The 13,845-nt window shown below is 73.0% G+C and carries 9 protein-coding genes; 6 read left to right on the forward strand and 3 right to left on the reverse strand.

From position 1 onward, the window contains the following. The first annotated feature begins 22 nt into the window (after positions 1-22). From ABFT23_RS20020 to ABFT23_RS20030, 3 genes are read left to right on the forward strand one after another with little or no spacing between them, the layout of a single operon-like run. The gene (locus ABFT23_RS20020) at positions 23-3,127 is read left to right on the forward strand and encodes an FtsX-like permease family protein (protein WP_347898415.1); all 3,105 of its coding nucleotides are present in this window, start codon (positions 23-25) and stop codon (positions 3,125-3,127) included. Then, entirely contained in the window at positions 3,124-3,990 is an 867-nt protein-coding gene (locus ABFT23_RS20025) for an ABC transporter ATP-binding protein (RefSeq protein ID WP_347898416.1), read from the forward strand. Before ABFT23_RS20020 ends, ABFT23_RS20025 begins: the two co-directional genes overlap by 4 nt. Beyond that, complete coding sequence (locus tag ABFT23_RS20030) at positions 3,987-4,673, forward strand: ATP-binding cassette domain-containing protein (RefSeq protein WP_347898418.1); 687 nt, start codon at positions 3,987-3,989, stop codon at positions 4,671-4,673. The genes ABFT23_RS20025 and ABFT23_RS20030 overlap by 4 nt, the downstream gene beginning before the upstream one ends. A 4-nt stretch (positions 4,674-4,677) precedes the next feature. Here the strand turns inward: ABFT23_RS20030 and ABFT23_RS20035 are convergent, their stop codons facing one another. Together ABFT23_RS20035 and ABFT23_RS20040 are read right to left on the reverse strand one after the other, a co-directional pair. Further along, positions 4,678-6,225: a sulfatase-like hydrolase/transferase gene (locus tag ABFT23_RS20035; protein ID WP_347898420.1), complete on the reverse strand. Its 1,548-nt coding sequence runs from the start codon at positions 6,223-6,225 to the stop codon at positions 4,678-4,680. 50 nt (positions 6,226-6,275) lie between these two features. Then, on the reverse strand, positions 6,276-7,838 hold the full coding sequence (locus ABFT23_RS20040; RefSeq protein WP_347898422.1) for a sulfatase-like hydrolase/transferase: 1,563 nt from the start codon (positions 7,836-7,838) through the stop codon (positions 6,276-6,278). Positions 7,839-8,119: 281 nt separating this feature from the next. Here ABFT23_RS20040 and ABFT23_RS20045 point away from each other — a divergent pair, with 281 nt between their 5' ends. Beyond that, positions 8,120-9,745, forward strand: coding sequence for a succinic semialdehyde dehydrogenase (locus tag ABFT23_RS20045; protein WP_347898424.1), 1,626 nt, complete (start codon positions 8,120-8,122; stop codon positions 9,743-9,745). Next, entirely contained in the window at positions 9,745-11,478 is a 1,734-nt protein-coding gene (locus tag ABFT23_RS20050; protein WP_347898426.1) for a GMC family oxidoreductase, read from the forward strand. Before ABFT23_RS20045 ends, ABFT23_RS20050 begins: the two co-directional genes overlap by 1 nt. A 252-nt stretch (positions 11,479-11,730) precedes the next feature. Here the strand turns inward: ABFT23_RS20050 and rraA are convergent, their stop codons facing one another. After that, positions 11,731-12,207 carry a ribonuclease E activity regulator RraA gene (gene rraA / locus ABFT23_RS20055; protein ID WP_347898428.1) on the reverse strand — a complete coding sequence of 159 codons (477 nt, stop codon included), beginning with the start codon at positions 12,205-12,207 and terminating at the stop codon, positions 11,731-11,733. A gap of 31 nt (positions 12,208-12,238) precedes the next feature. Between rraA and guaA the strand changes: the two genes are divergently transcribed. Next, the gene (gene guaA, locus ABFT23_RS20060) at positions 12,239-13,828 is read left to right on the forward strand and encodes a glutamine-hydrolyzing GMP synthase (protein WP_347898430.1); all 1,590 of its coding nucleotides are present in this window, start codon (positions 12,239-12,241) and stop codon (positions 13,826-13,828) included. The last annotated feature ends 17 nt before the right edge of the window (positions 13,829-13,845 follow it).

Consider the following 13,845-nt stretch of genomic DNA (forward strand, 5'->3'; position numbering starts at 1 on the left):
GTCCGCGACGTGAGAGGCCCGCATGGTGTCGACCCGACGTGCCGGTGCGCTCTCGTCCTGGCAGCTGCTCCTGCGCGCGTTGGCCTACCACCGCGGCCAGAGCATCGCGGTCGTCGTCCTGACGGCGCTGATCACCGCCGGCGCCGTCCTCGCCCCCTGGTACGTGCGCATGGTCGTCGACAGCGCGACCGCCCGTTCGTTCGCCGTGGGCGAGCCGAGCACGACGATCTCGCTCAGTCGCGCCGGCGACCCCGTCGACGGGTCGCTCGACGACGTCGTCCCCGACGACCTGGCCGCGCTGCTCAGCGACCCGATCAGCGGGCTCGACACAGCCGTCGAGTGGACGTCGCCCCTGTGGATCAAGCCGATCGCCGGCGGCCTCGTCTCGCGCGACGACATCTGCGAGCGGCTCGAGCTCGTCGCCGGCACCTGTTTCGGGTCGGCGACGAGCGACGCGGTCGGTGTGGTCACGGTGGCCATCTCCGAGGCCGACGCGGAGATGTACGAGCTCGAGGTCGGCGACGTCCTGCCCGAGGTCGCCTCCACGTTCCCGGGCGGGGCCTTCGAGGTGGTCGGCATCTACCGGCCCGTCGACGCCGACGACCCCTACTGGTTCGGCAACCCGCCGACCGGCCGCTCGGGAGTCATCGGGCCCGACCTGAACATCCCGGTCTCCGACCTGTTCGTCGTCGCCCCGGGTGCGGTCACCGGCGACGACGGTCGCGGCGTCCAGTACTCCGTCGACCTGCGGGTCGACCCCGACGGGCTCACCTCGCTCGACCTGCCCGTCCTGAGCGACGGACTCGCCGAGCTGCGCACCGCGGCGACCGAGGCCCGGATCAGCGTCAACACCGGCGTCGACGACACGCTCGACGAGCTCGACCGGTCCGGACGCGCGGCCGCCACGACCATGGTGGTCACCGCCGCGCAGGTGGGCGTGCTCGGGCTGATCGTGCTGGCCATGATGGTCGGCGTCGTGCTGGCCCGACGACGCCCCGAGCTCGGCCTGGCGCGCCTGCGCGGTCGAGGTGGCCCGTCGTTGGTGGCAGGCCTGGCCGCCCAGTGGGCCGTGCTCGTCGTCGCCGGCGCCGTCGCGGGTGCCGGGCTCGCGCTCGGCGCCGCCGCGCTGGCGCGGCAGTGGTGGCTGCCCGAGCACCCCTCGCTCGCGCCGCCGGTCGGCGTCGTGCCCGCCTGGGCCGCGGCGGTGGTCGTGGCGGTGGTCCTGCTGGTCGTGATGGCCCGACCCGTGGTGCGCGAGCCCGTGCCGGCGCTGCTGCGCACCACCGGCCCCCGGGTGGCGAGCGCCAGTCGGTCGAGCCTGCTCCTCGACACCGTCCTGATCACCGCGGCGATCTGCGGCGTCGCGGTCGGCCTCCAGGCGGGCGAGGAGGAGTCGGCACTGATCCTGCTCGCGCCGTCGCTGCTCGCCGTGGCCGCCAGCGTGCTCGTGGTGCGCCTGCTCACCTGGGTCGCGCGGCGTCTCACCCAGCGGTGGCTCGCCCGCGGCCGACCGGCGCCGGCACTGGCCGCCGTCCTGCTCGCGCGCGGTCGCGGCAACCGGCTGCTCCTCGCCGTGCTGTGCGTCTCCGCCGCGTTCCTCGTGTTCAGCACGCAGCTCTCCGCCGTCGGCGGGGCCAACCGTGAGCACCGCGCGCAGGTCGAGGCCGGCGCGGCCGCCGTCGGCGCCACCACGGCGTCGCCCGGGGCCGTGGTCGCCGCCCTCGACGAGATCGACCCCGACCGCGAGAGCGCGACCCTCGTGGTCACCACCTCGCCCGAGAACGCCGACGCGCTCGGCGGTCTCTTCGTCGAGCCCGAGGCCTTCACGCGGCTCGCCTACGGCGCGCTCGACGCGGCCCCGGCCTCGGCGTGGGCGGACGTCGTCGCGCCCGACGTCCGACCGCCCACGATGACCGGCCGCACCCTGCAGGTCACGGTCGAGCCCTACGAGCTCGACGTCGACGAGCCCGACACCCGGCTCGAGCTCGAGGTCGACTACCTGCACCCCGACGGCTTCCTCACCACCGCCCGGCTCGGCGCCCTGCCCGCCGTGTCGGACCAGCCGCGCACCCTCGAGGCACCGGTCGACTGCGCCACCGCGTGCGACGTCGTGCGCTGGCGTCTCGACCCCGACGGGCCCGTGGCCGGCGACGTCAGCCTCGTCGACATCGGGGTCACCGACGGCGTCGACGGCGCCGGCACCGTCTCCGAGCTCGATCTCGGTCCCACCGACACCTGGCCGCGCGAGAACGACGCCGCCGAGTCGACCACGGCCACGACCGGCGTGGGCACGCTGACGTTGGGTGGCGAGACCGGCGGACTGCCGTTCACCGTCCAGCACGCCTCGCTGCCCGGCGTCCTACCCGTCGTGCTCGCCCGCCAGCACCCGGTCTCGGCCGAGTACGCCGCCCCGACCGTGGTCAGCCCCGGGGGTCGCCTGCTGCCGGTGCGGGTGGTCGCCACGGCGTCCGAGGCCGTGCCCCGGGCGCTGCGCAACGTCGTCGTGGCCGACGTCGCCGCCGTCGTCCGGGCCGGCGAGCTCAACGCCTCCGGCCGCACGGCCGTCCAGGTCTGGTACGGCGACGGCACCGACGCGGCCGACCGGCGCGCGCTCGGCGAGCAGCTCGCAGAGCGAGGAGTCCCCGTGCGACCCGTCGACACCGTCGCCGACCGCGAGTCGCTCTACTCCGGCTCGGCCGAGGCGCTCACCAGCCGGATCCTGCCGGCGGCGGGCAGCCTCGCGGTGCTGCTCGGCCTGCTCGCCGTGCTGGTCTCGGTCGCGGCCGGGTGGCGCTCGGCGTCGCGCGACCTGGCGGCCCTGCGCATGGCCGGGGTCGGACGCCGCGCGCTGCGTCGGGCGGCCTGCGGGCTCTACCTCGTCATGGTCGTGGCCGGCATCGCCGTCGGCGCCGGGTGCGGCCTCGCCGGCTTCGCCCTCGCCATCGGGCAGACGCCGCTCTTCGCGGTGCCCGAGCCCGAGATCCCGCTCGACCTCGACCCCGACGTCCTGACCGCGGTCGTCGGGCTGGCGCTCCTGGTCGCGGTGCTGGGCTCGACGGCGGTCGCGGCCGGGCGCTGGCTGGTCGCCCGCAGCACGCTCGACCGGGTGCGGGACGGTGGCGCATGAGCACGCCGCCGACGACGTCCAGGACCGGCCTGAGCCTGGTCACGGTCGGGCTCGTGCAGATCTACCGCACTGAGGGCCACGACGTCGCCGCGCTGTCCGGGGTCACGCTCTCGGTCGGGGCGGGGGAGTTCGTCGGCCTGCTGGGGCCGTCGGGCTCGGGCAAGTCGACGCTGCTCTCGCTCTGCTCGGGGCTGCTACGACCCAGCGCCGGCCAGCTGCTCGTCGACGGACGCAACCTCGCTCTGCTCACCGCACCCGAGCTCGACGTGCTGCGGGCCACCGAGCTCGGCATCCTGCTCCAGGGCGCCTCGCGCAACCTGGTGCCCTACCTCAGCTGCGCCGAGAACGTCGCCTTCGCCCAGGGCGCCGCCCGCCGGCACGGCCGAGACGACGCCACCCTGCCCGACCCCCGCGAGGTGCTCGACCTGGTCGGGCTGCCCGACGCCGACCGGCCGCTCGCCGGGCTCCCGGCCGGGCACCTGCAGCTGGTCGCCATCGCCGCCGCGATCGCCCACGCACCCGGGCTGGTGCTGGCCGACGAGCCGACGAGCCAGCTCGACGACGCCGCCCGCGACGTCGTCCTCGAGGCCCTCACCCGGGTCAACCGTGAGCTCGGCACGACCGTCGTCGTCGTCACGCACGACCCCGAGGTGGCGGCCCGGATCCCGCGCACGGTGACGATACGCAACGGCCGGATCGGGGCGGAAGGACGCTCCGGCGAGGACTTCGCCGTCGTGACCGCCGACGGGTCGCTGCCGCTGCCGCCCGACGTGCTGCGCACCGTGCCGCCGGGCACCCTGCTCCGGGTGGTCGAGACGCCGCGTGGCATCGAGCTGGTGCGGGTCGAGGAGGGCGAGGCATGACGTTGCAGCTCGATGACGTCGAGGTGCGCTACGGCGACCACGTCGCGGTGCACCCGGTCTCGATGACCCTGCCCGCCGGAGCGCTGGTCGCGGTGACCGGCCCCTCCGGTGCCGGCAAGACCTCGCTGCTGTGGGCGACCTGCCGGGCGGTCACCCGCGGCAACGGCGAGGTGACGGTCGACGGACGCGCGATCGGCACGCACGACGACGCCCTCGACGCCGGGGTCGTGCTGATCCCGCAGGGCAACGGCCTCGCGCGGGTGCTGACGGCCACGGAGAACATCCTGCTGCCGCTCATGGCGCGCCGCGGCCGACCGGCCGAGGAGGCCACGGCCCGCGAGACGGCCGCGGGCGCGCTGGCCGCGGTCGGCATGGCCGAGAGCCACGCCCACCTCGTCGAGGAGCTCTCGGGCGGGCAGCAGCAGCGCGTCGCCGTCGCCCGTGGCCTGGCCCAGCGCGCGAGCGTGCTGCTCGCCGACGAGCCGACCAGCGAGCTCGACGCCACCAACCGCGACGTGGTGCTCGCGCTGCTGCGCGCCGAGGCCGACCGCGGCGCGGTCGTCGTCCTGGCCACCAACGACCTCGACGCCGTGCGGGTCTGCGACGCGCACGCCACGCTCCACGAGGGACGGCTCACGTGGGAGCGCGGTCTCGAACGGGCGGGCCCGCGGCACCGCGCGTGAGGCGTCAGGCGCAGGGTTGCGGGCTGCCCTGCTGCGCGGTGCCCTGGCAGGTGCCGAGACGTTGCAGCGTCTGCCGGAACGACTCGACGAGAGCGGGGTCGGGCGCCTGGGCACGGTGCACGGGCGCCAGGAGGTTCTTGGTCATCCCCGGGTCGTCGTAGAACTCGGTGAACACGATGTCGCCGCCGTTGCCGTACCACTCGACGTAGGCGCGATCGCCCTGACGGACCGAGCGCCACGACCGCAGGTTCGAGGCGAGCGGACCCGACTCGCGACGCGACAACCCGCTGTTCTCGTTGTAGAACTCGCCGTAGGTGAACTCGCGACGGTGGTCGGACAGGAGCGAGTGGCCGTCGAGCTGGTGCCCCGGGACGACGTCGAGCACGTCGTAGAACGTCGCCGGGACGTCGATCAGGGCGACCGGCCGGTCGTCGACGGCGGGCTCGCGGCCGGGGAACCAACCGAGCATCGGCACGTCGGTGGCGGCCGGGTAGGGGATCGACTTGCCCTCCCAGTTGACCTGGCCACGGTCGGTGTAGCCGTTGTCGCTGGTGAAGATGATCGCGGTCTGGTCGAGCACCCCGGCCTCGTCGAGGCGCTCGAAGGTGTCGGCCATCTGGTCGTCGACGTCGTAGAGCGCGCGCACCTTCGCCGTCCAGAGCCGTTCGTAGTAGGCGCGCGAGAATCGCTGGCCCTGGAAGATCGGGAGCTTGTCGCGGTCGAACCCCTCGGGGGCCCAGCGGAACGGCGGCACGGGGTCGTCGGCGTGGGCGACCGACGGCGGCGGCAGGCTCGCGGCGTCGAAGCCGACGTCCTGCTTGTGCGGGGCGACGAAGGCGTCGTAGACGAAGAAGGGCCGGCCGGTGGGCAGCTGCGCGTCGAGGAACGTGTCGAGGAAGGCGCCGTTGGTCTCGGTGGTGCTCAGACCGGTGGTCGGCGTGTAGCGCCGGCCCTGGTCGTCGTAGAGCTTGAAGGTTCCGGCCGGACCCCGGTAGGAGTTCCAGAAGTCGAAGTCGGCGAAGCCGTTGTCGATCGCCTCGGGGCCGAAGTACTGGTCGGCGGTGATGCCGTTGAGGTTCTTGCCGATGCCGTAGGTGTCGATGCCGATCTGGCCGAGGTCGTGCTGGAGCGTGTCGCGCACCTCGAGGTTGCGCGCCGCGACCTGGCTCACGACGCGGTTGTTGTGCGAGAACTGCCCGGTCTGGATCTGGGCACGGGCGGGGCAGCACACCGGCGTCGAGCTGGTCGCGTTCTCGAAGCAGGTGCCCTGGTCGAGCAGCCACTCGCTGCTGCGCGGCAGGTAGGCGCGCGTCTCGGCGCAGCTGAAGTCGCTCATGTCGTCGACGAGGAACAGCACCGCGTTGGTCACGACGCCGGGCACGGCGGGCTCGGGCGGCTCCTGGGAGTCGGAGGAGTGGGCCCGCTGGACCACGTTGGCCACCAGGGCGCCGGCGACCAGCACGACGACGGCGACGATCGTCGTCCAGGCGCCACGGCCCAGGCGCGGCGCCTCCAGGGCTCCGGACGACGGCGTCTCGGGTCGCTCGGGCACGGCTGGGATTCTCGCACCCTCGGGGTCGTCGTCCCGATTCGTCGACCCGCTCACGGGCACGGGTTGGGCGCGCCCTGCTCGGCCGTGCCGCGGCACCGGGACAGGCGCACGAGCTCGTGGTGCAGCGACCGGACGACGCCCCGGGGCGGGCGCGCCCCGCGGTGGCCCGGCCACAGCAGGTTGGCGAGCATCTGCGGGTCGCGGTAGAGCTCGCGGGCCAGGATGCGGCCGTCGTCGTGATACCACACGACGTAGGACCACGGACCGCGCTTGAGCAGGCGCCACGACCGCACCCACCCGGTGCGCCGACCGGACTCGTTCTTGACCAGCGCGTTCTCCTCCTGCTTGAACTCGCCGTAGAACACCCGTCGGGCGACCGAGGAGCGCAGCGACCGGCCGTCGAGCTCGTGCCCCGGCTCGACCCCCAGCACGTCGTACAGCGTCGGGGCGATGTCGACGAGCTGCACGCCGCGCTGCACCACCTCGCGCGGTCGGCCCGGGAACCAGGCCAGCATCGGCACGTCGGTCGACGCCGGGTAGGGGATCGCCTTGCCGTCCCAGTTGACCTGACCGCGGTCGGTGTAGCCGTTGTCGCTGGCGAACACGACCGCGGTCTGGTCGAGGACGCCGGCGTCCTCGAGGCGGCGGAAGGTGCGGGCCATCTGGTCGTCGACGTCGTAGAGCGAGCGGATGCGGGCGTTCCACAGGCGCTGGTAGTAGGCGCGCGGGGCGCGGAGCTTGCGGAAGAGCCGCAGCTTGTCGCGCGTGTCGGCCTCGGGTGCGAAGCGGAACGGCGGCACCGGACGACGGGCGTTGGCCGGCGAGGGCAACGGGAGCGAGTCGGTCGAGGTGCCCGGGCCCTGCTTGTGCGGGGCGAAGAAGGCGCTGTAGACGAAGAACCGCTCGCCGGTGGCGAGGTAGTCGTCGAGGGCGGCGTCGAGCAGGGCGCCGTTGGTCTCGGCGCTGTTGAGGCCCGTGGCCCGGAAGCGGGCCGAGCCGTCGTCGTCGTACATCGCGAAGCGGCCCGGCGCGTGCCGGTAGGAGTCCCAGAAGTCGAAGTCCTCGAAGCCGTTGTCGAGCGCGCCGAGACCGTAGAACCGCGAGGCCTTGACGCCGTTGAGGAACTTGCCGATGCCGTAGGTGCGCAGACCGGCCTCGCCGAGGTCGTGCTGCACGGTATCGGTGGCGTCGAGCCGCCCGGCCTCGAACTGCGTGCGCACGTGGTTGTTGTGCGGCAGCTGGCCCGTCTGCACCTGCGCGCGGGCGGGGCAGCACACGGGCGTCGCGGTCGCCGCGTTCTCGAAGCAGGTGCCGCGAGCGCTCAACCAGGCCGAGCTCTTCGGCAGGAAACGGGCGGTGTCGCGACAGGCGAAGTCGCTCATGTCGTCGACCAGGAAGACGATCGCGTTGCGGACCGTGCCGGGTGCCGGGGACGGCGACGTCGGCGTCTCGGTCGGGGCGTCGGTCGGGGCGTCGCTCACCGTCTCGCTCGGGGTCGCGGCGGGTGCTGGGCCGGAGGACCCGAGCGGTCCGGCGCTGGTCCACCCCGGCGCCGCAGCCAGGAGCCCGAGCACGACGAGCAGAGCCATCGGGCCGGCCGACCTGCGCGACATCGTCCGAGACTTCCTCACCAGGGATCCGCCGAGACTCACGCGGAGGATCGTGGCACGGAAGGACGACCGGATCGGTCGACGTCGCCGATCCGTTGCCGTGTCGTTGCCGGGTGGCCCGTCTGCTGCGTGCTGCTCACGCAAGGAAGACGCCCCGGCGCGGCATTCGGTTGCCCAATGCCGGGACCGATCCGCCCGATTGACAGACGGGCTGGGTGTGTAAAGCGCCACAGAAGTGACCGATCGGTAGCCCGCGAGACCCCGGTCACATACTCTCGGTAGGTATGAGCGCTCCCCAGGACCCGTCGCCACCCGGCAACCCTCTCGTCGAGGGGCCGGCCGACCCGGAGCACGACCCCACCGCGGTCTACGCCCTCGAGCGCGGCTACGTCGAGTCGCTCACGTCGCGGCTGCTCGCCACCTCGGGCACCACGGTGCCGGTGCGCAGCCCGCTCGACGGCGCCCCGCTGGCCCACGTGCCGCAGTCGAGCGAGGCCGACGTCGCCGAGGCGTTCGCCCGGGCCCGGCGCGCACAGGCCGTGTGGGCACGCGTACCGGTCGCCGAGCGGGCCCGGATGCTGCTGCGGCTGCACGACCTCGTGCTCGAGCGCCAGGAGGAGATCCTCGACCTGGTCGTGCTCGAGAGCGGCAAGGCCCGCAAGCACGCCTTCGACGAGGCGCTGCACATCGCGCTGACCGCGCGCTACTACGCCCGCACCGCGCGGCAGCACCTCGCCACCCAGCGCCGCCTGGGCGTCGTCCCGGGGCTCACGCGGGTCGAGGTCAACCGGGTGCCGAAGGGCGTCGTCGGCATCATCTCGCCGTGGAACTACCCGTTCACGATGGCGCTGTGCGACGGCATCCCGGCCCTGCTCGCCGGCAACGCCGTCGTCGCCAAACCCGACGCGCAGACCATGCTCACCGCGCTGCTCGGCGCCCGCCTGCTCGACGAGGCCGGCTTCCCGCAGGACCTCTGGCAGGTCGTCGCCGGCCCCGGGCGTGAGCTCGGCGGGCCGATCATCGAGCGCTCCGACTACGTCTGCTTCACCGGCTCCACCGCCACCGGCAAGGTCATCGCCGCCCAGTGCGCCGAGCGGCTCATCGGCTGCTCGCTCGAGCTCGGTGGCAAGAACCCGATGCTGGTGCTGCGCGACGCCGACCTCGAGCGAGCGGCCGAGGGCGCCGTCCGCGCGTCGTTCTCCAACGCCGGCCAGCTGTGCGTGTCGACCGAGCGCCTCTACGTCGCCGACCAGGTCTACGACCGCTTCGTCGAGCGGTTCGTCGCCCGCACCCAGGCCATGACCCTCGGGGCCACCATGGCCTGGGAGAACGACATGGGCTCCCTCGTCAGCCAGGCCCAGCTCGACACCGTGCGGGCCCACGTCGACGACGCCGTCGCCCGGGGTGCCCGGGTGCTGACCGGCGGCCGGGCCCGACCCGACCTCGGCCCCTACGTCTTCGAGCCGACCGTCCTCGAGGGCGTCACGCCCGACATGACGTGCTTCGGCCACGAGACCTTCGGGCCGGTCGTCTCCCTCTACCGCTTCCACGACGAGGCCGACGCCGTCGCGCGCGCCAACGACGGCGACTACGGCCTCAACGCCTCGATCTACAGCCAGGACGGCGCGCGCGCCCGCGCGATCGCGCGCCACGTCAGGTGCGGCACCGTCAACGTCAACGAGGCCTTCGCGGCCACCTTCGCCAGCATCGACGCGCCGATGGGCGGCATGCGCGAGTCGGGCACGGGCCGCCGCCAGGGCAGCGAGGGCATCCACCGCTACACCGAGTCGCAGTCGGTCGCCACCCAGCGCCTGCTGCGGTTCTCGCCCGTGCTCGGCATGTCCGACGAGACCTACGCCAAGGTCATGACCGCCAACCTGCGCATCATGAAGAAGATCGGGAGGGCCTGATGGCCGCGACCAGCTCGACCAGCGACCAGTTCGACTTCGACGTCCTCGTCATCGGCTCCGGCTTCGGCGGCTCCGTCTCGGCGCTGCGGCTGACCGAGAAGGGCTACCGGGTGGGCGTGCTCGAGGCGGGTCCGCGCTTCGAGGACCACGACTTCTCCTCCGGCACGCTCGACGTGAAGAGCTACCTGTGGGCACCGGCGCTGGGCTGCTACGGCATCCAGCGCATCGATGCCCTCCGCGACACCCTCATCGTGGCGGGGGCCGGCGTGGGCGGTGGCTCGCTGGTCTACGCCAACACGCTCTACGAGCCGCTCGAGGGGTTCTACAACGACCCGCAGTGGGCCGGCATCACCGACTGGAAGGACGAGCTCGCCCCGTTCTACGACCAGGCGAAGCGGATGCTCGGCGTCACCGAGAACCCCGTGCGCACGCCCGCCGACGACGTGATGGAGCAGGTCGCCACCGACATGGGGGTCGCCGACACGTTCCACCCGACCCCGGTCGGCGTCTTCTTCGGCGGACCCGAGGCCAAGCCGGGGGAGGAGGTCGCCGACCCGTTCTTCGGCGGCGAGGGCCCGGCCCGCAACGCCTGCCTCAACTGCGGCGAGTGCATGTCGGGCTGCCGCCACAACGCCAAGAACACCCTGGTGAAGAACTACCTCTACCTGGCCGAGAAGCGTGGCGCCACGGTGCTGCCGCTGACCACCGTGACGCGCATCGAGCCGCGGGCGGGCGGCGGCTACGACGTCCGGGTCAAGTACACCAAGGCCAAGCGGACGACGGCGAAGAACACCCGCACGCTCACCGCCGAGCACGTCGTCATGGCGGCGGCCTCGCTCGGCACCCAGAAGCTGCTGCACCGGATGAAGGACGAGGGCCACCTGCCGCGGCTCTCCGAGCGGCTCGGCTACCTCTCGCGCACGAACTCCGAGTCGATCCTCGGCGCGATCGCCCCCAAGAGCGACACGACCGACTACTCCTACGGCGTCGCGATCACCTCGAGCTTCCACCCCGACGAGCACACGCACATCGAGCCGTGCCGCTACGGCCGCGGCTTCAACACGATGGCGATGCTGCAGACCGTGCTCACCGACGGCGACGGCCCGGTGCCGCGCTGGCAGACCTGGGCCAAGGAGATGTGGCGGTCCAAGAAGGACCTCTTCACGCTCTACGACCTCCAGCACTGGTCGGAGCGTGCGGTCATCGCCCTGGTGATGCAGAGCCTCGACAACTCCATCACCACCTACGGCAAGAAGACGCTGCTCGGGTGGCGGATGACCTCGCGTCAGGGTCACGGGGCCCCGAACCCGACCTGGATCCCGGTGGCCAACGAGGCTGTGCGACGCATCGCCGGCGTCCTCGGCGGCACCCCCGGCGGCAACATCGGCGAGCCCTTCAACATGCCGCTCACCGCGCACTTCATCGGTGGCTGCGCCATCGGCACCTCGCCCGAGACCGGGGTCGTCGACCCCTACCAGCGGGTCTTCGGCCACCCCGGGCTGCACGTCGCCGACGGCTCGGCCATCTCGGCCAACCTCGGCGTCAACCCCTCGCTCACGATCACCGCGCAGGCCGAGCGGGCCATGTCGCTGTGGCCCAACAAGGGCGAGGCAGACCCGCGCCCGGCCCTGGGCGAGCAGTACCGCCGCGTCGAGCCCGTTGCCCCGCGCTCGCCCGCCGTCCCGCCCACCGCGTCGGGGGCGCTGCGGCTGCCGATCGTGGGAGTCAGCTGAGACCCGACCACCCGACGACCGGCCCGACGGCCGCCCCCTCGGGGGCGGCCGTCGTGGTCTGTCCGGCCGGGTGCGCGCAGATGCAGCAAGGCCCCGCCGGGGAGGGAGGGTGGCGGGGCCTTGCGCGTCCACGCGAGACGCACGGACCGTGAACTCGGCCCTTCGGGAGGGAGCATGTGTACACCGAGTTCACAGGCTCAACGAGGGCCCGGCGGGCGGGTTACGCCCCGCTCCGAAGTTTTTCCGCAGCGGCTACGGGAGGACGACGACGCCGTCCTCGTCGCTGACGAGCGTGGCCCCCGGGACGAAGACGACGCCGCCGAAGGCGACCGGGACGTCGCGCTCGCCGAGGCCGAGCTTGGGCGTCTTGCGCGGGTTGGTGCCCAGGGCCTTGATCCCGAGGTCGAGGGTGGCCAAGGCCGCCGAGTCGCGCACGACGCCGTTGATCACCACGCCCTCCCACCCGTTGCCGACGGCGAGCTCGCCGATGACGTCGCCGAGCAGTGCGCGGTGCAGCGAACCGTCGCCGTCGACGACGAGCACCTTGCCGTGCCCGGCCTCGGAGAGGGCCTGCTTGACCAGCACATTGTCCTCGTGGCACCGCACGGTGGCGATGGTCCCGCGGAACCGCGTGCGTGCGCCGAACTGGCGCAGCTGGAGGTAGCAGGACAGCAGGGCGTCGCCGTGCTTGTCGTGCAGGTCGGCGGTCGGGACGAAGTCGGCGCTCACGACTCCATGGTGCCTCGCTAGGCTGCGGCCCATGACGGCGCCCGACAGCTCCACCCCGGCCACCGAGCACGACCTGGTCCTCGTCGTCGACTTCGGCGCCCAGTACGCCCAGCTCATCGCCCGCCGGGTGCGCGAGGCCCGGGTCTACTCCGAGATCGTCGGCCACCACGTGCCGATCGAGGAGATGCTGGCGCGCAACCCGAAGGCCATCATCCTGTCCGGCGGGCCGAGCTCGGTCTACGCCGACGGCGCACCGGGCATCGACGAGGCGGTCTTCGAGGCCGGCGTGCCCGTGTTCGGCATGTGCTACGGCTTCCAGCTCATGGCGCAGCGTCTCGGCGGCACCGTCGCGGCCACCGGCGCGCGCGAGTACGGCCGCACCGCGGTCGAGGTGGGCGCGCCCGGCACCTTGCTCGACGGCCTCCCGGCGTCCCACACCGTCTGGATGTCGCACGGCGACTCGGTCACGGCGGCGCCGTCCGGGTTCGAGGTGCTCGCCGCGACGTCGGGCACCCCCGTGGCAGCGTTCGAGTCGCTCGAGCGCCGCATGGCCGGCGTCCAGTGGCACCCCGAGGTGCTGCACACCGAGCACGGCCAGGCGGTGCTCGAGCACTTCCTCCACGACATCGCCGGCTGTCGCCAGACCTGGACGATGCTCAACATCGTCGAGGAGCAGGTCGCCCACATCCGCGATCAGGTCGGGGAGGGGCGCGCCATCTGCGCGCTCTCGGGCGGCGTCGACTCCGCGGTCGCGGCGGCCATCGTGCAGCGCGCCATCGGCGACCGGCTCACGTGCGTCTACGTCGACCACGGGATGATGCGGCAGGGCGAGACCGACCAGGTGCGCCACGACTTCGAGGAGGTCTTCGACGTCCTCGACGTCGTCGACGCCGCCGACCAGTTCCTCGGCGCACTCCAGGGCGTGCGCGACCCCGAGGAGAAGCGCAAGATCATCGGCCGCGAGTTCATCCGCACCTTCGAGGCCGCGCAGGTGCGCGTCTTCGGCGAGGCCGACCCGGCGGCCGGCGAGACCGCGTTCCTGGTGCAGGGCACGCTCTACCCCGACGTCGTCGAGTCGGGCGGTGGCGCGGGCACCTCCAACATCAAGAGCCACCACAATGTCGGTGGCCTGCCCGACGACCTGCAGTTCGAGCTCATCGAGCCGCTCCGCACCCTGTTCAAGGACGAGGTCCGGGCCGTCGGCGAGCAGCTCGGCCTCCCGTCCACGATGGTGTGGCGTCAGCCGTTCCCCGGCCCCGGCCTCGGCATCCGGATCATCGGCGAGGTCACCCGCGACCGTCTCGACACGCTCCGCAAGGCCGACGCCATCGCGCGCGAGGAGCTGACCCGCGCCGGCCTCGACCGCGACATCTGGCAGATGCCCGTCGTCCTGCTGGCCGACGTCCGCTCGGTCGGCGTGCAGGGTGACGGCCGCACCTACGGCCACCCCGTCGTCCTGCGGCCGGTCACGAGCGAGGACGCCATGACCGCCGACTGGGCCCGCCTGCCCTACGACCTCATGGAGCGGATCTCGACCCGCATCACCAACGAGGTCGCCGAGGTCAACCGGGTCACCGTCGACATCACGTCCAAGCCGCCGGGCACCATCGAGTGGGAGTGACGCGGCCGGCGAAGGGT

Source organism: Nocardioides secundeburneus (genome assembly GCF_039939255.1).
Taxonomy (GTDB): Bacteria; Actinomycetota; Actinomycetes; order Propionibacteriales; family Nocardioidaceae; genus Nocardioides.

Bases quoted from the DNA above. Each gene is read 5' to 3' on its own strand.
- ABFT23_RS20025 (WP_347898416.1), top strand. From the start codon at position 3,124: ATGAGCACGCCGCCGACGACGTCCAGGACCGGCCTGAGCCTGGTCACG.
- ABFT23_RS20050 (WP_347898426.1), top strand. From the start codon at position 9,745: ATGGCCGCGACCAGCTCGACCAGCGACCAGTTCGACTTCGACGTCCTC.
- ABFT23_RS20045 (WP_347898424.1), top strand. From the start codon at position 8,120: ATGAGCGCTCCCCAGGACCCGTCGCCACCCGGCAACCCTCTCGTCGAG.
- guaA (WP_347898430.1), top strand. From the start codon at position 12,239: ATGACGGCGCCCGACAGCTCCACCCCGGCCACCGAGCACGACCTGGTC.
- ABFT23_RS20040 (WP_347898422.1), bottom strand. From the start codon at position 7,838: ATGTCGCGCAGGTCGGCCGGCCCGATGGCTCTGCTCGTCGTGCTCGGG.
- ABFT23_RS20020 (WP_347898415.1), top strand. From the start codon at position 23: ATGGTGTCGACCCGACGTGCCGGTGCGCTCTCGTCCTGGCAGCTGCTC.
- ABFT23_RS20030 (WP_347898418.1), top strand. From the start codon at position 3,987: ATGACGTTGCAGCTCGATGACGTCGAGGTGCGCTACGGCGACCACGTC.